This is a genomic window from uncultured Polaribacter sp. (genome assembly GCF_947497125.1).
Lineage (GTDB): Bacteria > Bacteroidota > Bacteroidia > Flavobacteriales > Flavobacteriaceae > Polaribacter.
Genome location: NZ_CANMFI010000001.1, coordinates 292,122 through 312,596, shown reverse-complemented (window position 1 = coordinate 312,596; position 20,475 = coordinate 292,122). Strand labels below are relative to the sequence as shown.

At 29.9% G+C, this 20,475-nt stretch carries 18 protein-coding genes and 1 tRNA gene; 7 read left to right on the top strand and 12 right to left on the bottom strand.

All coding sequences use genetic code 11. The features are described from left to right. Nucleotides 1–91: 91 nt before the first annotated feature. Nucleotides 92–2,275, top strand: coding sequence for an ATP-dependent DNA helicase RecQ (locus Q0678_RS01420; RefSeq protein ID WP_299052872.1), 2,184 nt, complete (start codon nt 92–94; stop codon nt 2,273–2,275). Nucleotides 2,276–2,285: 10 nt separating this feature from the next. Here Q0678_RS01420 and Q0678_RS01415 read toward each other — a convergent pair whose 3' ends face one another. Together Q0678_RS01415 and Q0678_RS01410 are read right to left on the bottom strand one after the other, a co-directional pair. Continuing rightward, nucleotides 2,286–2,963: a ZIP family metal transporter gene (locus Q0678_RS01415; protein ID WP_299052870.1), complete on the bottom strand. Its 678-nt coding sequence runs from the start codon at nt 2,961–2,963 to the stop codon at nt 2,286–2,288. After that, nucleotides 2,963–3,694, bottom strand: coding sequence for a class I SAM-dependent methyltransferase (locus Q0678_RS01410; RefSeq protein ID WP_299052868.1), 732 nt, complete (start codon nt 3,692–3,694; stop codon nt 2,963–2,965). Before Q0678_RS01410 ends, Q0678_RS01415 begins: the two co-directional genes overlap by 1 nt. 209 nt (nt 3,695–3,903) lie before the next feature. On the opposite strand from Q0678_RS01410, the gene Q0678_RS01405 reads away from it, so the two are divergent. Both Q0678_RS01405 and Q0678_RS01400 read left to right on the top strand, forming a co-directional pair. Then, the gene (locus tag Q0678_RS01405) at nt 3,904–5,067 is read left to right on the top strand and encodes a class I SAM-dependent RNA methyltransferase (protein WP_299052866.1); all 1,164 of its coding nucleotides are present in this window, start codon (nt 3,904–3,906) and stop codon (nt 5,065–5,067) included. A 61-nt stretch (nt 5,068–5,128) separates the two neighbouring features. Continuing rightward, complete coding sequence (locus Q0678_RS01400) at nt 5,129–5,557, top strand: hypothetical protein (protein ID WP_299052864.1); 429 nt, start codon at nt 5,129–5,131, stop codon at nt 5,555–5,557. 87 nt (nt 5,558–5,644) lie between these two features. Here the strand turns inward: Q0678_RS01400 and Q0678_RS01395 are convergent, their stop codons facing one another. Beyond that, nucleotides 5,645–6,190, bottom strand: a complete 546-nt coding sequence (locus tag Q0678_RS01395; protein WP_299052862.1) for an acyl-CoA thioesterase — start codon at nt 6,188–6,190, stop codon at nt 5,645–5,647. A 111-nt stretch (nt 6,191–6,301) separates the two neighbouring features. Here Q0678_RS01395 and Q0678_RS01390 point away from each other — a divergent pair, with 111 nt between their 5' ends. Continuing rightward, nucleotides 6,302–7,477, top strand: coding sequence for a GlmU family protein (locus Q0678_RS01390; RefSeq protein WP_299052860.1), 1,176 nt, complete (start codon nt 6,302–6,304; stop codon nt 7,475–7,477). Between the two features lie 10 nt (nt 7,478–7,487). Here Q0678_RS01390 and priA read toward each other — a convergent pair whose 3' ends face one another. From priA to Q0678_RS01370, 4 genes are all read right to left on the bottom strand, one after another. After that, complete coding sequence (gene priA / locus Q0678_RS01385; protein ID WP_299052857.1) at nt 7,488–9,929, bottom strand: primosomal protein N'; 2,442 nt, start codon at nt 9,927–9,929, stop codon at nt 7,488–7,490. Nucleotides 9,930–10,063: 134 nt separating this feature from the next. Further along, nucleotides 10,064–10,627 carry a sigma-70 family RNA polymerase sigma factor gene (locus tag Q0678_RS01380; protein ID WP_299052855.1) on the bottom strand — a complete coding sequence of 188 codons (564 nt, stop codon included), beginning with the start codon at nt 10,625–10,627 and terminating at the stop codon, nt 10,064–10,066. Continuing rightward, entirely contained in the window at nt 10,618–11,652 is a 1,035-nt protein-coding gene (locus Q0678_RS01375; protein WP_367181475.1) for a glycosyltransferase, read from the bottom strand. The genes Q0678_RS01380 and Q0678_RS01375 overlap by 10 nt, the downstream gene beginning before the upstream one ends. 79 nt (nt 11,653–11,731) lie before the next feature. Continuing rightward, the gene (locus tag Q0678_RS01370; protein WP_299052851.1) at nt 11,732–11,935 is read right to left on the bottom strand and encodes a membrane or secreted protein; all 204 of its coding nucleotides are present in this window, start codon (nt 11,933–11,935) and stop codon (nt 11,732–11,734) included. 129 nt (nt 11,936–12,064) lie between these two features. On the opposite strand from Q0678_RS01370, the gene aqpZ reads away from it, so the two are divergent. Next, complete coding sequence (gene aqpZ, locus Q0678_RS01365; RefSeq protein ID WP_299052849.1) at nt 12,065–12,751, top strand: aquaporin Z; 687 nt, start codon at nt 12,065–12,067, stop codon at nt 12,749–12,751. A 174-nt stretch (nt 12,752–12,925) separates the two neighbouring features. Then, nucleotides 12,926–13,756 carry a prohibitin family protein gene (locus Q0678_RS01360; protein WP_299052847.1) on the top strand — a complete coding sequence of 277 codons (831 nt, stop codon included), beginning with the start codon at nt 12,926–12,928 and terminating at the stop codon, nt 13,754–13,756. 71 nt (nt 13,757–13,827) lie between these two features. Here Q0678_RS01360 and Q0678_RS01355 read toward each other — a convergent pair whose 3' ends face one another. The 5 genes from Q0678_RS01355 to Q0678_RS01335 form a co-directional block, all read right to left on the bottom strand. Continuing rightward, complete coding sequence (locus Q0678_RS01355) at nt 13,828–14,631, bottom strand: carboxypeptidase-like regulatory domain-containing protein (RefSeq protein ID WP_299052845.1); 804 nt, start codon at nt 14,629–14,631, stop codon at nt 13,828–13,830. 71 nt (nt 14,632–14,702) lie between these two features. Further along, nucleotides 14,703–14,786 (bottom strand) — tRNA-Leu (locus tag Q0678_RS01350). A gap of 128 nt (nt 14,787–14,914) precedes the next feature. Continuing rightward, nucleotides 14,915–15,955, bottom strand: coding sequence for a UDP-N-acetylmuramate dehydrogenase (gene murB, locus Q0678_RS01345; RefSeq protein ID WP_299052843.1), 1,041 nt, complete (start codon nt 15,953–15,955; stop codon nt 14,915–14,917). Then, nucleotides 15,956–17,146, bottom strand: a complete 1,191-nt coding sequence (locus Q0678_RS01340) for a pyridoxal phosphate-dependent aminotransferase (protein ID WP_299052841.1) — start codon at nt 17,144–17,146, stop codon at nt 15,956–15,958. Between the two features lie 118 nt (nt 17,147–17,264). Beyond that, on the bottom strand, nt 17,265–17,669 hold the full coding sequence (locus tag Q0678_RS01335; RefSeq protein WP_299052839.1) for a DUF1573 domain-containing protein: 405 nt from the start codon (nt 17,667–17,669) through the stop codon (nt 17,265–17,267). A 125-nt stretch (nt 17,670–17,794) separates the two neighbouring features. On the opposite strand from Q0678_RS01335, the gene Q0678_RS01330 reads away from it, so the two are divergent. After that, the gene (locus Q0678_RS01330; protein ID WP_299052836.1) at nt 17,795–20,434 is read left to right on the top strand and encodes a valine--tRNA ligase; all 2,640 of its coding nucleotides are present in this window, start codon (nt 17,795–17,797) and stop codon (nt 20,432–20,434) included. The last annotated feature ends 41 nt before the right edge of the window (nt 20,435–20,475 follow it).

Here is a 20,475-nt window from a genome sequence, read left to right as displayed (position 1 = left end):
GTAAACAAGCAAATTTACTACAAATAATAGTTTGAACAAACTTATTCATTGGTTTGTAAGTTGATTGATGTTAAATAAATATTTCTAGAAGATGGAGTTATATGATTCTCTTAAAAAATTCTTTGGTTTTAATAAGTTTAAAGGATTACAAGAGCAGGTAATAAAAAGCATTGTAAACAATAACAATACTTTTGTAATAATGCCTACCGGTGGTGGTAAATCGCTTTGTTACCAACTACCTGCGTTAATGTCTGAAGGAACTGCTATTGTAGTTTCTCCTTTAATTGCTTTAATGAAAAATCAAGTAGATGCAATTCGAGGTATATCTGAGCACAATGGTGTGGCTCATGTATTAAACTCATCTTTAAATAAAACTGAAGTTAATCAGGTAAAAGAAGATATAAACAATGGTATTACCAAACTATTATATGTAGCACCAGAGTCTTTAATTAAAGAAGAATATGTAACTTTTTTAAGAACTCAAAAAATATCTTTTGTAGCCATTGATGAAGCCCACTGTATTTCTGAATGGGGGCATGATTTTAGACCTGAATATAGAAACTTAAAACACATAATTAAAGCCATAGACAATGTACCTGTTATCTGTTTAACAGCTACTGCTACAGAAAAAGTACAAGAAGATATTTTAAAAACACTTGGCATTACAGATGCAAATAGGTTTAAAGCTTCTTTTAACAGACCAAATTTATTTTATGAAGTTAGGCCAAAAACAAAAGATGTAGGCAAAGATATCATCCGTTTTGTAAAACAACGAATGGGAAAATCGGGCATTATTTATTGTTTAAGTCGTAAAAAAGTTGAAGAAGTTGCTCAAATACTTCAAGTTAATGGCATTAAAGCACTTCCTTACCACGCTGGTTTAGATGCAAAAACAAGAGCAAAGCATCAAGATATGTTTTTAATGGAAGATTGTGATGTAGTGGTTGCTACTATTGCTTTTGGTATGGGAATTGACAAACCAGATGTTCGGTTTGTAATTCATCACGACATTCCTAAAAGTTTAGAAAGCTATTATCAAGAAACCGGAAGAGCAGGTAGAGATGATGGAGAAGGGTATTGTTTGGCTTTTTATGCTTACAAAGATATCGAAAAACTAGAAAAATTTATGGCTAGTAAGCCTATTGCAGAACAAGAAATTGGTCATGCATTATTACAGGAAGTTGTTGGTTATGCAGAAACTTCTATGAATAGGCGAAAGTATTTATTACATTATTTTGGCGAAGAGTTTGATGAAGTAAATGGTGATGGTGCTGATATGGATGACAATACAAAAAATCCAAAGAAAAAGCATGAAGCTAAAGAAGATGTTCAACTACTACTAAAAGTTATAAAAAAGACACTTCAAAAGTACAAAGCGAAAGAAGTTGTTAATACTATCATTGGTAAAGAAAATGCCCTTTTAACTTCACATAGAACTCATTTACAGCCATTTTTTGGAAGTGGTAAAGAGAAATCTGCTTTGTATTGGATGGCCTTAATTAGGCAAGTTTTAGTAGTTAATTTAATTAAAAAAGAAATAGAACAATATGGTGTTGTTAAACTGACTGATAAGGGAAATCAATATATAGACAACCCGCATTCTTTTTTAATGACAGAAGATCATACTTACAATGAAGATGATGATAGTGCCATTATCACAAATACAAAGTCTGCTGCAGGCGTAACAGATCAAAAATTAATAAAACTACTAAAGGATTTAAGAAAAAGTGTTGCAACCAAACAAGGTGTGCCACCTTTTGCTGTTTTTCAAGATCCATCTTTAGATGATATGGCTTTAAAATACCCAATTTCTTTAGCAGAACTTTCTACTGTTCATGGCGTAGGAGAGGGTAAGGCTAGAAAATTTGGTAAAGAGTTTATAAAGATTATCGAAAAATATGTTGAAGAAAATGATATTTTAAGACCTGATGATTTAATTGTAAAAAGTACAGGTAACAATTCTGGACTTAAATTATTTATCATACAAAATACAGATAAAAAACTACCTCTAATAGATATTGCAAAATCTAAAGGACTAGAAATGAGTGCGCTTATTAAAGAAATGGAGATGATAATCTTTTCTGGTACTAAACTAAATATCGATTATTCTTTAGATGATTTATTAGATGAAGATCAACAAGAAGAAATATTTGATTACTTTATGGAAGCTGACACTGATAAAATACAAGTGGCTTTAGATGAGTTTGATGGTGATTATGATGAGGAAGAACTACGTTTAATGAGAATTAAATTTATCAACGAAGTAGCAAATTAAATCTGTTATTTTACAATGTAAAGAAGGTTAATAAAATACCTATTAATATTGCTGTAAATTTTTGCAAATTAAATGTATGATTTTCAGAGCTTTCAAAAAGAATAATGGTAGAAATGTGTAAGAAAACACCAATAATTAAAGCTGTAATTTCTTTGTTGTAATTGTTAAAAAACTCAATTTTATCTCCTATCAAGACTCCTAAAGGACTCATAACTGCAAAAAAGAATAAAAAAGTAACTATTGTTTTTTTAGAATAATTGGTGTGTATCAAAAAAGTTGATAATACAATTGCAATCGGAATTTTGTGAACAATAATTGCCCACAATAAATTATCATTTGCATTGTGTATTGGTAAACCTTCAGAAAAAGCATGCAAACAAAGACTTATAAATAGTAAGACCGGAAATTTGTTACCATCAGAATGAATGTGAATATGACCATGTTCAGCGCCTTTAGAAAAAGACTCTAAAACCGATTGTAAAATAATACCTACTAAAATAAATACACCAATTTTCTTAAAATCTGTAGCTTCAGAATAAACCTCTGGTAGTAAATGTAAAATGGTTACAGATAATAAATAGGCACCACTAAAAGCTAATAAAAGACGTACTATTTTAGTACTAGGTTTTTTAATAAAAACAAGTACAACACCAACTATAACAGATAAAAACAATAATATGTAACTCATTATCTTGCAACTATAATTAAACGATTAGATGTTTTAGAATCGAACTGATTAAGAGTGTAATCTCCAAAAATATGCTCAATTTTAAAACCAACTTTTTTTAAATAATCAGTCATTTTTTCTAAATCTAAATATTTTACACGTTCTGTAAAAAAATGCTGCTTTTCATCTGCAAAAAAATTAATGTGTTTTAAGATAAAACCATCTTTAATTTCTCTTTTAATATTAAAACTAATCGTATCAACCGTTTTAATTTCTGATGAAACAAGCTGTTTTTTTACTTTTTCGGCATTTAGAAAATCAAACACAAAAAAACCGTTATTATTTATACCTTTTTTAATTTCTTCTAAAATTTTAATATCAATAATATCATTTTCAAAATAACCAAAACTTGTAAATAAATTAAAAATTGCATCATAAGAACAGTTTAAAGAATCTCGCATATCATGCACCTTAAATTGTAAGGTCTCATTTTCATATTTTTTTGCTTCCTTTATACTATTTACTGCTAAATCTACACCAGTAACTTTGTATCCAAGAGAATTTAAAAAAACAGCATGACGCCCTTTACCACAGGGTAAATCTAGAATATGTGCTGTTGTTGGCAAATTTAAAAATGAAGTAATATTCTTCATAAATAATTCTGCCTCTGCGTCATTTCTATCTTTATATAAAATATGATAATAAGAAGTGTTAAACCAATCTGTAAACCAATCTTCTTTTTTACTACTCATATACTTGCAAGATGTTATTTTAATTTATTAAAAGTTGTAAAAGTAACTAAATCTTACCTTTCAAAAAATTCGTTTTCATACTTATTCTTTCATTTTATTGTTATAGTTGATTAACAGAAAAATAAAAAAAGTATTACAGCTTAATAAAAAGAGTGCTAGAACTAATATTCCTATTAATAAAATGTATTTTTGTGGCTAATTTTATGAGTATGAATAACGATTTTAAAATGACAGCCACTACACTTTTTGGTTTAGAAGGTGTTTTAGCAGATGAATTAAAAAACCTAGGGGCGCAAGATGTAAAAGAAGGCATTAGAAGTGTTTCTTTTAAAGGCGATAAAGGTTTTATGTACAAGGCAAATATTGCTTTAAGAACTGCTGTAAGAATTTTAAAACCAATTAAAACTTGTAAAATTTACGATGAAGAAGATTTATACGAGGCAATACAGAAAATAAAATGGGAAAATTATTTAGAAATAGAAGGTAGTTTTGCAATTGGTGCTGTTGTAAACTCTAAAAATTTTACGTCTAATTCTCATTACATCTCTTTAAAATCTAAAGATGCTATTGCAGATTACTTTAGACATAAATATAGTAAAAGGCCTAATGTAGATTTAGATTTCCCTGATTTAAAAATTCACATCCATATTCATAAAGAATGGTTAACAATTTCTTTGGATTCATCAGGAGATTCTTTACATAAAAGAGGCTATAGAACTGCAACCAATATTGCTCCTATAAACGAGGTTTTGGCTGCTGGTATGGTATTATTATCTGGTTATACAGGTGATGAAAACTTTATAGACCCAATGTGTGGTTCTGGTACAATTTTGATAGAAGCTGCAATGATTGCCAATAATATTCCTGCAAATATTAATAGAAAACTTTTTGCTTTTGAAAATTGGAAAGATTATGATGAAGATTTATATTTTTTAATTCAAGATTCTTTGTTAAAAAAAATACGCTCATCACATTTTAAAATTATGGGCTTTGATAAAGCTCCTTCGGCGGTTAAAAAAGCACAAGCAAACATAGAAAATGCCAATTTAGATGAATTTATTGGAGTGCACCATGTTAACTTTTTTAACTCTAAAAAAGAGGTGTTTGGTAATACTACCATTTTATTTAATCCGCCTTACGGAGAACGATTAAACATTGATACAGAAGAGTTTTACAAAAAAATAGGCGATACGCTAAAACATAATTATCCAGGTTCTGTAGCTTGGTTAATAACCTCAGATATAGACGCTCTAAAAGCGGTTGGCTTAAGAACTTCTAGAAGAATAGCTCTAAAAAACGGTGACCTTAATTGTAAATTTGTAAAATATGAGTTGTATGAAGGTACTAGAAAGTTTAAAGAATTGAAAGAATAAACAACAGGCAAACAGATAATTTTTATTTTTTCTTAAATTAGTAAAATATAAATTTTAAAATATGTCTAACTTAAAACATAAAATACCCGATATTTTTTTACTCATTAGCATACTACTTTTTATGCTTGCTTGTTCTCAAAGAGTTTATTGTACAAATTATGATTGTGGAAGTGAATGGAGTGGTTTGGCCGTTTTAATATCTGGAATTTTTGGAATATTTATTGGAGGTCCTTGCTTAACATGGTTGGCAAACCCAATTATTTTAATTTCGTGGATTACTTATAGAAAAACAAAATTTTCTTTGATTACCAGTATTTTAGCATTCTTAATTGGAGTTAGTTTTGTGTTTTTTGATGAAATTATTGTTGATGAAGCAGGAAACATTAGAGAAATAACTGGCTATAAAATTGGGTATTACTTATGGATTTTAAGTTTTTTAACGTTGATTATTGGTCATGTTATCAAGTTAAAATCAAAAGAAAATAATTAAAACACCCTATATTATTTCTATATAAAACTTATTAATTACAGATACAGTCTCTAGTTTTTATACTAAAAGTGGTCGCTAGAAGAAAGCTTATTTAAACTCAATTTTAGAGTTACTTTTTTCTAATAAGTGAATAAATTTATCAACTTTAAACGTTTTACTGTTAAATCTAGAAGTTCTATTTTTCCCTTCATTTTGTCTAGTAATACTTCTAGCAAATCGTCTAATTTCTTCTTTAGAGGTTAAAATTATACCAGGTACAGCAGCGCTTTTACCATCATCATCTTTAGCAACCATGGTAAAATAAGAAGAATTACAATGTGTTATTTTACCAGTTCTAATGTTTTCAGACTCTACTCTTAAACCAACAACCATAGAGGTTCTACCAGTATAATTTATAGAAGCTTTTAAGGTTAAAAGTTCTCCTACTTCTATTGGGTTTAAAAAATCTACTTTATTTACAGAGGCTGTTACACAATAATAACCAGAATGTTTAGATGCACAAGCAAAAGCAATTTGATCCATTAAATTTAATATATGTCCCCCATGAATTTTTCCACTAAAATTAGAATGAGAAGGCAACATTAATTCTGTAATTGTAATTTGAGATGCTGATATGTGTTTGAAACTAGACATTGCGTGTATTTTAATAATTGATAGCTATTGGTCGTTCAAAAATACAATTATATTTTTTACTTTTATACTGCTTATATTTAAAGTAAATTTGTGACAGTTAAAAATAAAAAAATGAACTATATTTTATTTGATGGAGCTGTTAGAAATGCTCTTTTACCATTTACTTACACAAGACCAGTTGCAGATATTAGAGTTGGTATTTTAACCTTAAGAGAAAAATGGGAGAAACATTTAGGTTTAACTACAACTACAATAACAGAAGAATACTTAGAAGAAAAGTATCCGATGGTAGAAATGGAAAGAAATATTTTGATAAATGCTTCTTTTTGTCCGACTAAAGAACTTGTTGGTAAAATTAAAAATCTTTCTGAAAATGAAGCTATTTTTAAAGGAGATGATGTTATTGCTTTTTATACTTTAGATACTCAAGAAGAAGTAGATTTTGACACCTACCAGCATATAGAATTCGAATCACCGCTTTTGCAAATTAAAAACACTTGGGATATTTTTGCTTTAAACGAAAAAGCCATTCAGCAAGATTTTGATTTAATTACAGAAGGTAGAACTTCTGAACCAATACCAGAAGGAACAAGGTATATTAATAAAGAAAATATTTTTATTGAAGAAGGTGCAGAAATAACTTTTGCTATTTTAAATGCTTCTTCTGGTCCAATATATATTGGAAAAAACGCCACAATTCTTGAAAACTCTGCTGTAAAAGGTCCGTTTGCAATGTGTGAAGATGCGGTATTAAAAATGGGTGCCAAAATTTATGGAGGTACAACTTTAGGACCTTTTTGTAAAGTAGGAGGCGAGGTTAGTAACAGTGTTTTATTTGGTTATTCTAGTAAAGGCCATGATGGTTATTTGGGTAATTCTGTTATTGGAGAGTGGTGTAATTTAGGCGCAGACACCAATAATTCTAATTTAAAAAATAATTACGCAGATGTTAAGTTATGGAATTATGAAACAGGACGTTTTACCAATACTGGCTTACAATTTTGTGGATTAATGATGGGAGATCATTCTAAATGCGGAATTAACACCATGTTTAATACAGGGACAGTAGTTGGCGTTAGTGCTAATCTTTTTGGAAGTGGTTTTCCAAGAAACTTTATACCCTCTTTTAGTTGGGGTGGTGCTGCTGGTTTTACGGAATACAAAACTAATAAAGTTGCAGAAGTTGCTACAATGGTAATGAAACGTAGAAATCTTATTTTTGATGAAAAGGAGCAAAAAATATTAGAGCATGTATTTAACGAAACCAAACAATACAGAAATTATTAACCATTAGGTTTTAATAAGCATCAACATCTATAATAAAACGAATTGGTCTAAAATCTTTAACAGCTTCAAAAGTGTTTTTAATTTTTTGAAGTTGTTGTTTCGTATTTGACAAGTGTTGCTTTGGTGGAATTTTAATGACAATATTTTTTATATATTGATTTCTAACTCTTGATACAACAGGCGTTGTTGGTCCTAAAACATGTTCTCCGAAAGAGCTATATAAAGCTTTAAACAACCAATTAACACCATTATCAACTTTTGTGTAATCTCTATGTTTTAAGGTTATTTTTATCAATCTATAATAAGGTGGGTATTTATATTGCCACCTTTCTTGCAATTGTTCTTTATACATTTCTGTATAGTTTGTTGTAGAAACTTGCTGTAGTATTTTATGATAAGGATTGTAAGTTTGTATGGCTACATTACCTTGTTTTTTATTTCTACCAGCTCTACCAGATACTTGTACCATCATATCATAGGCACGTTCATGGGCTCTAAAATCTGGGAAATTAAGCATAGAATCGGCATTTAAAACACCTACTAAAGAAACATTCTCAAAATCCAATCCTTTAGAAAGCATTTGTGTACCAACCAAAATATCTATTTCTTTATTCTCAAAAGAACCTATAATTTTTTGATACCCATTTTTACCTCTTGTGGTATCTAAATCCATTCTGCCAATATTATAATTTGGAAACAATGTTTTTAGTTCTAACTCTATTTGCTCTGTTCCAAAGCCCTTATTATCTAGTGTGTTACTGCCACAAGCACCACAACTATTTGGCATTGCTCTTTGATAGTTGCAATAATGACAACGAAGTTCATGCTTAAATTTATGATAGGTTAAACTAACATCACAATTTGGGCATTGCGGAGAAATACCACAAGTGTTACACTCTACTACTGGCGAATAACCACGCCTATTTTGAAATAATATAACCTGTTCTTTTAAATCTAATGCTTCTTGAATTAAAGTAAGTAATCGATCAGAAAAATGACCAGACATTTCCTTTTTTCGTTGCTTTTCTTTAACATCTATTAACTCAATTTTTGGCAACAAAACATTTCCGTGACGTTTATTTAATGACACAAAACCATATTTATTTTGTTGGGCATTAAAATAACTTTCTAAAGATGGAGTAGCAGACCCTAAAAGTATTTTAGAACCATGAATCTTAGCTAAAACAATGGCTGCATCTCTAGCATTATATCTAGGTGATGGCTCAAATTGCTTATAAGAAGTTTCATGTTCTTCATCAACAACAATCAATCCTAGATTAGAAAATGGTAAAAAAATAGAAGATCTAGCTCCTAAAATAATTTTTGCTTTAGACTTATTTTCTAAAATATTAATCCATACTTCTACACGTTCATTTAATGAATATTTAGAGTGAAAAACAGAAATTTGTTCTCCAAAATAAAACTGCAAACGAGTTATAATTTGAGTAGTTAACGCAATTTCTGGTAATAAGAATAGTACTTGTTTGCCTTGGTCTAAAACTTCTTTAATTAACTTTGTATATACTTCTGTTTTACCAGAACTTGTAATACCATGCAACAAAGTAACATCTTTGTCTTTAAAACTCTCTTTTATTTCAGTAAGAGCTTTCTCTTGATGGGTATTCAACTTTTTTAAGTCGTTTGTATCTCCATTAAATTGAATTCTATCGGTTTGAATTGTATAGAATTCTAAGATATTTTTATCTACTAAAGATTTTATTATAGAACTAGAAACATTCGATTTTTCTTCTAACTCTTTTACCTTTATTGGTTTTTTAGCACTCATTAGCTGAAAGAAGCATAAAATAACTTCACGCTGTTTTTTTGCTCTTGCCAATGTATTTAGCAATATCTCTAAAGATGTGTCTGAAGAATGAGAAGCATGTAAACGAACATATTTTACTAATTTTGGTTTGTACTGTTCATATATTTCTTCTTTAATAGTAATTACCTCTTTATTAATCAACTCATTAACAATAGGCATTACTTTTTTCTTTCCTAAAATACTAGAAACTTGATGTATTGTTAATTGAGATTGATTACTCAATGCTTCAAAAATTAGATACTCGTTATCAGTTAAAATACTTTCATCAGAAAAAGATTTATTTTTAAAAATAATTGTTTCACTTTCTAATAAAAAAGAAGAGGGTAGTGCTGCTCTATATACATCGCCTAAAGAGCACATATAATAGTCGGCAATCCATTGCCAATGTTTTAGCTGTTTTTCATTTACAAGAGGCGTTTCATCTAAAATTTGATGAATGTCTTTTGCTTCATATAAAACGGGACTAGTTTGATGTATATTTAGCACCAATGCAGTATACATTTTAGTTTTACCAAATGATACCGCAACACGCATTCCTTTTTTTAAAAATACAGCTTCTTCTTCAGTTACAGCATATGTAAATGTTTTTTGAATGGGTATGGGAAGTATAACGTCTATGAAGTGCATTTTCACTAAAAGTGATTAAAAAATTACTTTAATATTTCAAAATTACGTAAAATAATCAACAGTAATTTATAGAATTTAAATGAAGTTTAAATTGAGAATCTAAAACTAACTAATCATTAGAAATAATCTATTTTTTAAGACTTTTTAATAATTTCTGCAAGTAATTTTTTTGCTCTTAAAAGCTTAATTTTCACATTATTCATAGGTTCATCTATTTGTTTAGAAATTTCTTTATAACTTAATTCTTGAAAGTATCTTAAATGTATGACCTCTTGGTACTTGGGCTTTAACTGTTTAATATCTCTTAATAATTTAGCTAAATTTTGTTCGGTTATAATTTTGTCTTCGGGCGTAGGGCTTTCATCTACAATTAAATAGACTTTTTTTTCATGCTCTTTAGAATTATCAGCAGAAATAGAAATAGACTTTTTTCTTAACAAATCGATATGAACATTTTTAGAAATGGCAATTAACCATGTCTTAAATACATACTTTTCATCATAAGTTTCAATTTTATCAAAAGCTTTAGAAAACGTTTGAATGGTAATATCCTCTGCATCATTTTCACTCTGTGTTCTTTTTAATTGATAGGCATATACAGCACCCCAAAAAGAATTTAATAAATACCTAAATGCCGCTTGATCGCCTTGCTTGGCATTAGTTATATTTAAACTTAATTTATTTTCACTTATTTCCAATGAGTTGGTTTTGAGGTCAAATTAGTAATAAATATTGATAACTGAAATAATAAGAGTCCTATTTCTAGAAAAGGAGCAAATAATGCCACCTTTGGTTCTTCTAACTTTTTAGCAGAAAAATAAGTAACCAATATCTGAACTAGGTAATAAGTTAATATGAATACTAAAATTTTTAACGGATTAAAAAATAATAACACACTACCCATTAAATAAAATAATAATTTAGAAATATAAAATAGTGCTAAAAAAAATTGGTGCTTAAACTTATAGTGTTTTGCAGTAGATACATGTCTTCTTTTTTGAAGAAACCATTGCTTAAAAGTTGTCGGTGCTAAAGACTCTGTAAAACTACTTTTAGACATAGAAATTGTTGTATTCTCTTTATTTGCAGCATCTTGTATAAATAAATCATCATCACCAGATTTTAGCTGAATATGACTTATAAAACCATTTACATTAAAAAACGTATCTTTTGTATAGGCTAAATTTCTACCAACACCCATGTAAGGAAATTGAATTTTAGCATAACTAAAATATTGCATGGCAGTTAATAAGGTCTCATACCTAACCAGTAGATTTATAATACTTTTTTCTGCTTTGTATTTACCATAGCCTAAAACAATTGTTTTTTCTGTTTTAAATTTTTGTACCATAGTAGTAATCCAATTTTTAGAAAGAGGTTTACAATCGGCATCTGTAAATAGTAAATGATTGTTTTTTGCAGCTTTAATACCTAGTGTTAATGCATATTTTTTATTTCCCCAAAAACTTTCATTATTTTTTACATCAATTATCGTAATTCGTTCATTCTCTTTTTTAAAAGACTGCATCACCTCAAGGGTTGCATCAGAAGAGGCATCATTAATTAAAATAACTTCAAAATTTGAATAAGATTGTTCTAATATATAAGGTAGAAAAGAACTGAGGTTTTTGGCTTCATTTTTAGCACAAATAATAACTGAAACAGGTAAAGAAACGCCTTTTTCGATTACATCTTTATGAAATAAGATTGAAGAAAAGAACAAATAATAAATAATTTGTATGACTGTAAATGCTACGAAAAAGTAGAAAAGCACAGTTAAAATCATTTAATAAAAATATGTTTTAGTTATGTTGTGGCTCTGCACATGTATTAAATTCTTCTGGTAATTTACCACAAAAACCACAAGATTCGCCAGTTTTGTTTAGCATCGGATTTTGACTTGCACAGGTACCTGCAAATTTGCCGTCTTTTTTTGCCCAAATTTTAATTGCAATACCTGCAACACCAAACGCTAATAAACCAATAGTAATAAATAATAATTTCATTGTATAAAAATCTTAAACAAAGATACAAATTCTTATGTTCTTTTAAAAATGTTCTTTTATAATTTGCAATGTGACTTCCTTCTTTTTTTGGTGTCTTAACATTGTGAATACCTTAAAATAAAAAATATTATGAAAAAATACATAGCAGAGTTTTTCGGAACTTTTTGGTTAGTTTTTGGCGGTTGTGGTAGTGCAATTTTTGCTGCTGGATACCCAGATTTAGGCATCGGTTTTGTTGGTGTTTCTTTGGCTTTCGGTTTAACAGTTTTAACAATGGCTTATGCTGTAGGACACATTTCTGGAGGTCATTTTAATCCTGCTGTTTCTGTGGGGCTTTTTGCTGCTGGTAAATTTTCTATAAAAGAATTAATACCATATATTATTGCTCAATTAATTGGTGCTATTTTAGCAGCATCTGCATTATATTTAATTGTTTCTGGCAAAGCCGATTTTGAATCTGTTGGTGGTTTTGCTGCAAATGGTTTTGGCGAATTATCACCAGATAATTATTCAATGCAATCTGCCTTTATTGTAGAGTTTTTATTAACCCTATTTTTCTTATTAATTATTTTAGGAAGTACTAATAAGAATGCACCAAAAGGATTTGCACCAATTGCAATAGGTTTGGCACTAACACTAATACATTTAATTAGCATACCAATAACAAATACATCTGTTAACCCAGCTCGATCATTAAGTCAGGCAATTTTTGCGGAAGGAGCCTATTTGTCTCAGTCTTGGTTATTTTGGGTAGCGCCATTAGCAGGTGCAGTAGTTGCAGGTTTGCTACATAAAGCATTGTTTGATAAAGATTAAGTTTTAATAACTTATTTTTAAACCAGATAAATCTTGTATTTATCTGGTTTTTTTTTGGTTAAAACGATATGTATATCAGAATAAAACAAAGAACAATTTAAAAATTTTGTGCAACGATAGATTGTGTTTCACAAAGTTAAGTTGTAAATTTGATTGAATTTAAAAAAAATAAAAATGTCAAATAATCAAATGGATATCAAGTTTCCAAAAGGGGGTGCTTTTTTTATCATACTAGTGGTAATTGCAATTATCGCTTTTTCAAAATCTACCGTAACAATTGGCCCAGGTGAGGGTGGTGTAATTTTTAGAACTTTAGGTGATGGTATTGATACCGACACAACTTACGGAGAAGGATTTCACTTTATGTTTCCTTGGAACAAAATGATTGTAAGAAAAGTACGTCAGCAATCTATTTCAGATGAGATGAATGTTCTATCTGTAAATGGTTTAGAAGTAAAGGTTAACGGTACTATTTGGTATGAACCAGAATTTTCTAACCTTGGTAAACTAATTAAGACAAAAGGGCAAGACTATGAAAGAGAATTACTAGACCCTGCAATTAATGCTGCTGCTAGAAGCGTTGTAGGACGTTATACTCCAGAGCAATTGTATTCGAGTAAAAGAGATGTGATAGAGCAAGAAATTTTAGAAGAAGTACAAAACGTTTTAAAAGACCAATACCTTTTAGTTACTAGAGTATTAGTTGAAGATGTAAAGTTACCTAGTACTATTAGAATTGCTATTGAAACAAAATTAAAGCAAGAGCAAGAATCTTTAGAATATGAATTTAGATTATCTAAAGCTAAAAAAGAGGCCGAAAGACAAAAAATTGATGCAGAAGGAAAGGCTATTGCAAATAAAATTTTAAGTGCCTCTTTAACAGAGAAAATTTTACAAGAAAAAGGTATCGATGCTACTTTAGAGCTATCGAAGTCTCCTAACAGTAAAGTAATTGTTATTGGTTCTGGCAAAGATGGATTGCCAATCATATTAGGCAATCAATAAAATACAAATTTAGTACAACAAAAAAACCAGCTAATGCTGGTTTTTTTTATGCTTAAAATAAAAATTAATTACTAGTCTTTAGTAGGAATTTTATCTCTTTCAATCTTTCCGTTTTTTAATGCTTTATAGTTTTCATAACAGTCTAAAACGGCCTCAATCATTTGTAAATCTGATGCTTTTTTTACAAAATATTCAGAGTAATTACAATCAGACAATAACGCTGTTAATTCTTGTCTATCCATTTGTAAATATTCCATCATTACTTCTCTATCAAATTTACCAGACAACATTTTACGTAAATTGTCTTCTTTTTTTAATTTTTGAAGCTTTTTTAACTGTTTTGGTTTTTTACCAAAATGAGCATATAAGAAGTCTACTGGGTTAAACAATGCTGCAATAGGAGATGAGAAGTCTTTTGCTTTTGGCTTACCAACTTCATAAGTTTGAGGCAAACCATTAATTTTAATCCTAGTAAATCTATCTTTAGGCACTTGTTTTATGTCTATTTCTAAAACACCAATTAAATTGGTAGACTTGATAACCACTTCTTTAATTTCCTCGGGTTTTTCATACAAAGCAATTAAAAGTTCATTTCCTTTTAAAAGGTCGTTTGTTATTTTTAACTTTATAGAAGCATACCCTAAATAAGAAACTAAAATGGTGTCATTTGCTTTGGTTGGTATTTCAAAAAAACCATTTTCATTTGTTATCGATCCTTGAACAGTATTTAAGTTTAAGATATGAGCAGCACTAAGTGCTTTCTTACTTTCAGCATGAATAATCTGTCCTTTTAAATGGTTAACACGAAGAGTATCATTTTGAGAGAACAAGCTTAAAGAAGCTATTAAACAGGTAAATAATAGAAGTTTTTGCATATGCAATATTAGTAATAAAAGAATTTAGAAAGGTTAATTTTTTGTGAAAGCCTCTTTAATTTTTATTTAAGTGCGCACGAGAAGATTCGAACTTCCACGAACTTACGTTCACAGCCCCCTCAAGGCTGCGCGTCTACCAATTTCGCCACGTGCGCTTTTTCTAGTGTAGATTATGAGTAATCTGTTTAAGAACAGTATTAAATCCTAATTTTAAAATACGGGCAAATTTAATTGTTTTCTATGGATATTATTCAGAATTACTAAAGAAGTTTTAGAATAAAAATTACTGAATTACATTCACCTCAATTTCTAAAGCAATTTTAAAAGTAGTATGAACTTCTCTCTGAATTTTTTTAGCTAATTCATATATTTCTATTCCGCTTGCATTGCTATAATTAACCAAAACCAATGCCTGTTTTTCATGCACACCATAACTACCGTAACGTTTGCCTTTAAAACCTAGTTTTTCTATCAACCAACCAGCCGGAACTTTTACTTGTGCTTCTTTATCAAGAGCTTTCACTTTAGCGCTTGCAACTACAGGATAGAAAGGTATTTTTGGATACTTTTTCTGAAGCTTTAAAAAGTGGGTTTCTAAAATCACAGGATTTTTAAAGAAACTACCACTATTACCAATTTCTTTTGGGTCTGGTAATTTCGATTTTCTAATGGCAATAACTGCATTAGAAATATCTTTTAAAGAGGGTTGTGTTATATTATTTTCTGCAAGTGCTACTTCAATTGCACCATAAGAAGAATTTAAATGGTGTTGTTTTTTAGTCAGTTTAAAACTAACGGAAGTAACAATATAATTGCCCTTAACTTCATTTTTAAAAATGGAATTTCGATACCCAAATTTACAATCTTCATTAGAAAAAGTTACTAATTTACCACTGGCAACTTCTAACGCTTCTACTTTGGTAATTGTATCTTTTACTTCTACACCATAAGCACCAATGTTCTGAATAGGGCAGGTACCAACATTACCCGGTATTAGAGATAAATTTTCTAAACCTCCATAATTACTATCAACACACCACAGCACAAATTCGTGCCAATTTTCGCCAGCGTTTACTGTTAAATTAACAAAAGAATCATCTTCATTGTCAATAGAAATTCCTTTAATATCAATATGTACAACTAGTTTATTAATATCTTTCGTCAATAACATATTGCTTCCACCAGAAATTAAAAACAGTTCTTTTTCTATTTTTAATAACTGCTGTAACTCGTATACAGACTTTATAGAAATAAACCGTTTTGCAGTAACATCAATACCAAATGTATTGTATTTTTTTAAGGATATATTTTCTAGTATCTTCAATTAGTCTTGATAGCTATTTAGAGCTTGTTTTAAAATTTCTGCAGACTTAATTAAATCTTGCTTATTTAAAACATATGCCATTCTTATTTGGTTTTTTCCTTCTCCTTCCGTAGAATAAAATCCGCTTGCTGGTGCCACCATAACCGTTTCATTTCGATAACTAAACGATTCTAACAACCATTGTGCAAAATGATCTGTGTCTTTTACAGGCAATTCTGCAACACAGTAAAATGCCCCTTTAGGATTGGCTACTTTTACGCCAGGTATTTGTTTTAAAGCTGTAACAAGCGTATTTCTTCTTGCAACGTATTCTTCTTTTACATCATCAAAATATTTTTGCGGAGTGTCTAAAGCAGCTTCACTTGCCATTAAAGCGTAGGTTGGCGGACTCAATCTTGCCTGTGCAAATTTGATAGCTGTAGTTATAAAATCGTTGTTTTTAGATACAATACATCCAATTCTAGCACCACACATACTATATCGCTTAGAAACAGAATCGATAATGATAGCGTGTTGTTCTAAACCAGATACAGATAAAACAGATGTATGCTGTTCACCATCATAGGTAAACTCTCTGTAAACTTCATCAGCAATTAAAAATAAATCATGCTTTAAAACAATTGCTTTTAATTTCTTAATTTCTTCTTCAGAATATAAATATCCCGTCGGATTACCAGGATTACATATTAAAATAGCCTTGGTATTCTTAGTAATTAACTTCTCGAAATCTTCAATTTTTGGGAGCGCAAAATTATCTTCAATTTTAGAAATTACAGGAACAACTGTAACACCAGATGCTCTAGAAAAACCATTGTAATTGGCATAAAAAGGTTCTGGAATTATAATTTCATCACCAGGATCTGTAATGCTACCAATCGTAAAAAGTAACGCTTCAGAACCACCAGTTGTAACCACAATATTATTCGCAGTAACGTTTATTTGATGTGCTTTGTAGTAATTAGCCAGTTTTATTCTGTATTCTTCAGATCCTTCAGAACGAGCATAAGAAAGTGTTGTTACATCATTATTTTTTACAGCATCTAAAGCAACCTGAGGCGTTTTAATATCTGGCTGACCAATGTTTAAATGATATACTTTAGTTCCTCTTTTTTTTGCATCTTCTGCATAAGGTACCAATTTTCTAATTGGCGATTCTGGCATTGATATTCCTTTTTGTGAAATAGAAGGCATTCGTTTATTTTTAATTTTATTACGGAAAAAAAATCCCGAAATGTAGGGTTACTAAATCTTTTTTTAAGAGACAATATCTCTTTATTTTCTGTTTGATACAAGCTTAATTCAACTAAAATTAATAGTTAGATAAGATGCTTTTTTGTTTTGTTAAAGAAATCCCTTTTTTTATGAATCCTTTAATTTTAATTGCTTTTCTAGTGTTTTTTGCATTCGAAAAAATAGTTATCACTTTAGAAAAAGAACCAAGTCGTTGCGTGTCGTAAGAAACTTTAATTTCTCCTTTTTCACCTGGCATAATTGGCTTTTCTGGTTTTTTAGGAATGGTACATCCGCAAGACGATACAATGTTGGTAATAATAATTGGTTCTGTACCAATATTTTTAAAAGTAAAAATACGGTCTCCATTACTACCTTTTTCTATGCTGCCATAATCGATTGTTTCGTTTTCGAATTTAAACTCTTGAGAAAACATCGATAAGGAAACAAAAAAAGCCACTACAAAACAAAATAATAATCTCATAACATGATATTTTACAACAAAATTAGTGCTAATAATTTGTTTTAAAAAACTAAGCACTAATTTTCTCTACAAATTTAGATAATTGTATTTTTGCGCATTAATTATCAAAAAAAGAATACCAAAACATGACAATTCCATCTAAATATGATGCAAGTAAAGTAGAAGATAAATGGTACGATTACTGGATGAAAAACAATTATTTTCATTCTACACCAGATGAAAGAGAGCCTTACACCATTGTAATTCCGCCACCAAACGTAACAGGGGTTTTGCATATGGGGCATATGTTAAACAATACCATACAAGATGTCTTAATTCGTCGTGCCCGTTTACAGGGTAAAAATGCGTGTTGGGTACCTGGTACAGATCATGCTTCTATTGCTACAGAAGCAAAAGTTGTAGCCAAATTAAAAGAACAAGGTATTTCTAAAAGCGATTTAACTCGTGAAGAATTTTTACAACATGCTTTTGATTGGAAAGATGAATATGGAGGTATTATTTTAGAACAATTAAAAAAACTAGGTGCTTCTTGCGATTGGGAAAGAACTGCTTTTACAATGGATCCAGAAATGTCTGAATCTGTAATTAAAGTTTTTGTAGACTTATACAACAAAGGGCTTATTTACAGAGGCTATAGAATGGTAAATTGGGATCCGGAAGCTAAAACAACGCTGTCTGATGAAGAAGTAATTCATGAAGAAAGACAAGGAAACTTGTATTATTTAGAATACAAAATAGAAGGTTCTTCAGATACTTTAACGATTGCTACTACAAGACCAGAAACTATTTTTGGAGATACAGCTATTTGTATCAACCCAAATGATGAGCGTTTTACCCATTTAAAAGGCAAAAAAGCAATTGTACCTCTTTCAAATAGAGTTATTCCTATTATTGAAGATGAATATGTAGATTTAGAATTTGGTACAGGATGCTTAAAAGTAACACCTGCACACGATGAAAATGATAAAAATTTAGGCGATAAACACAAATTAGAGGTAATAGATATCTTTAATGATGATGCTACTTTAAATTCCTTCGGATTGCATTATCAAGGCAAAGATAGGTTTGTAGTTCGAAAAGAGATTGCCAAAGAATTAGAAGAAAAGGGAATTTTAGTTAAGACAGAAGTTCATACAAATAAAGTTGGAACATCAGAAAGAACCAAAGCAGTCATAGAACCAAGATTGTCTGACCAGTGGTTTTTAAAGATGGAAGAATTGGCGAAACCAGCGATTAAGGCGGTTTTAGGAGACGATACTGATATCAATTTATATCCAAAGAAATTTGAAAATACGTATCGTCATTGGATGGAAAATGTGCGTGATTGGAACATCTCTCGTCAACTTTGGTGGGGACAACAAATTCCGGCCTATTTTTATGGTGATGGAAAAGAAGATTTTGTAGTTGCAGAAACTAAAGAAGAAGCATATAAATTAGCGGTCTCTTCCAACGCAGTCGAGAAGTCTTTTAAAATTGAAGATTTACGTCAGGACGAAGATGCTTTAGATACATGGTTTTCTTCATGGTTATGGCCAATGTCTGTTTTTGATGGAATTAGAAATCCAGAAAATGAAGAAATTAAATACTATTACCCAACCAACGATTTAGTTACTGGTCCAGATATTTTATTTTTCTGGGTTGCCAGAATGATTGTTGCAGGATACGAGTACAAAGATGAAAAGCCTTTTAATAATGTGTATTTAACTGGTTTGGTTAGAGATAAACAAAGACGTAAAATGTCTAAATCTCTTGGGAATTCACCAGATGCATTAAAATTAATTTCAGATTATGGAGCAGATGGCGTACGTGTTGGGTTGTTATTAAGTTCTGCTGCTGGAAACGATTTAATGTTTGATGAAGATTTATGTCAGCAAGGAAAAGGCTTTGCCAATAAAATTTGGAATGCTTTTCGACTGATAAAAGGGTGGGAAGTAGATGCAAATCTATCACAACCAGAAACCTCAAAAATTGGTTTAGAATGGTACGAAGCGAAGTTTCAAAAAACCTTGGCAGAAATAGAAGATCATTTTTCTAAATACCGTTTGTCAGATGCATTAATGGCAATTTATAAATTGATTAATGACGATTTTTCTTCTTGGCTGTTAGAGATTGTAAAACCAGCATATCAACAACCAATAGACAAAACAACATTTGATGCAGTTATTGAAGTTTTAGAAAATAACTTAAAAGTATTGCATCCATTTATGCCATTTTTAACAGAAGAAATTTGGCAATTTATTGCAGAAAGAACTCCTGAAGAAGCCTTGGTAATTGCAAAATATCCTGTTTTAAAAGATTTTGATGCTACCATTATTTCAAACTTTGAATTTACTACAGATGTAATTTCAGGAATTAGAACCATCAGAAAAGATAAAAACATTTCTTTTAAAGATGCTGTTTCTTTATTTGTAATTAATAACGATAACAATACGCAAGTGTTTGATAAGGTGATACAAAAACTTACAAATACAGATGTTATAGAATATGTTTCAGAAAAAGTAGAAGGTGCTTCTTTTAGAGTAAAATCGAATGAGTATTTTGTGCCAATTTCTATAGATAATATTGATGTTGAGGCAGAAATAGAAAAATTAAATACCGAGCTTAAAAGGGCAGAAGGGTTTTTAGTTGGCATTACAAAAAAGCTATCTAACGAACGTTTTGTAAACAATGCGCCAGAGCAAGTATTGGCTTTAGAGCGTAAAAAAGAAGCAGACACTTTGGCTAAAATTGAAACTATTAAAAGTAGTTTGGCAAGTTTAAATTAACTAAAAATAAATCGTAAAAAAAGCCTTAGAAATAAGGCTTT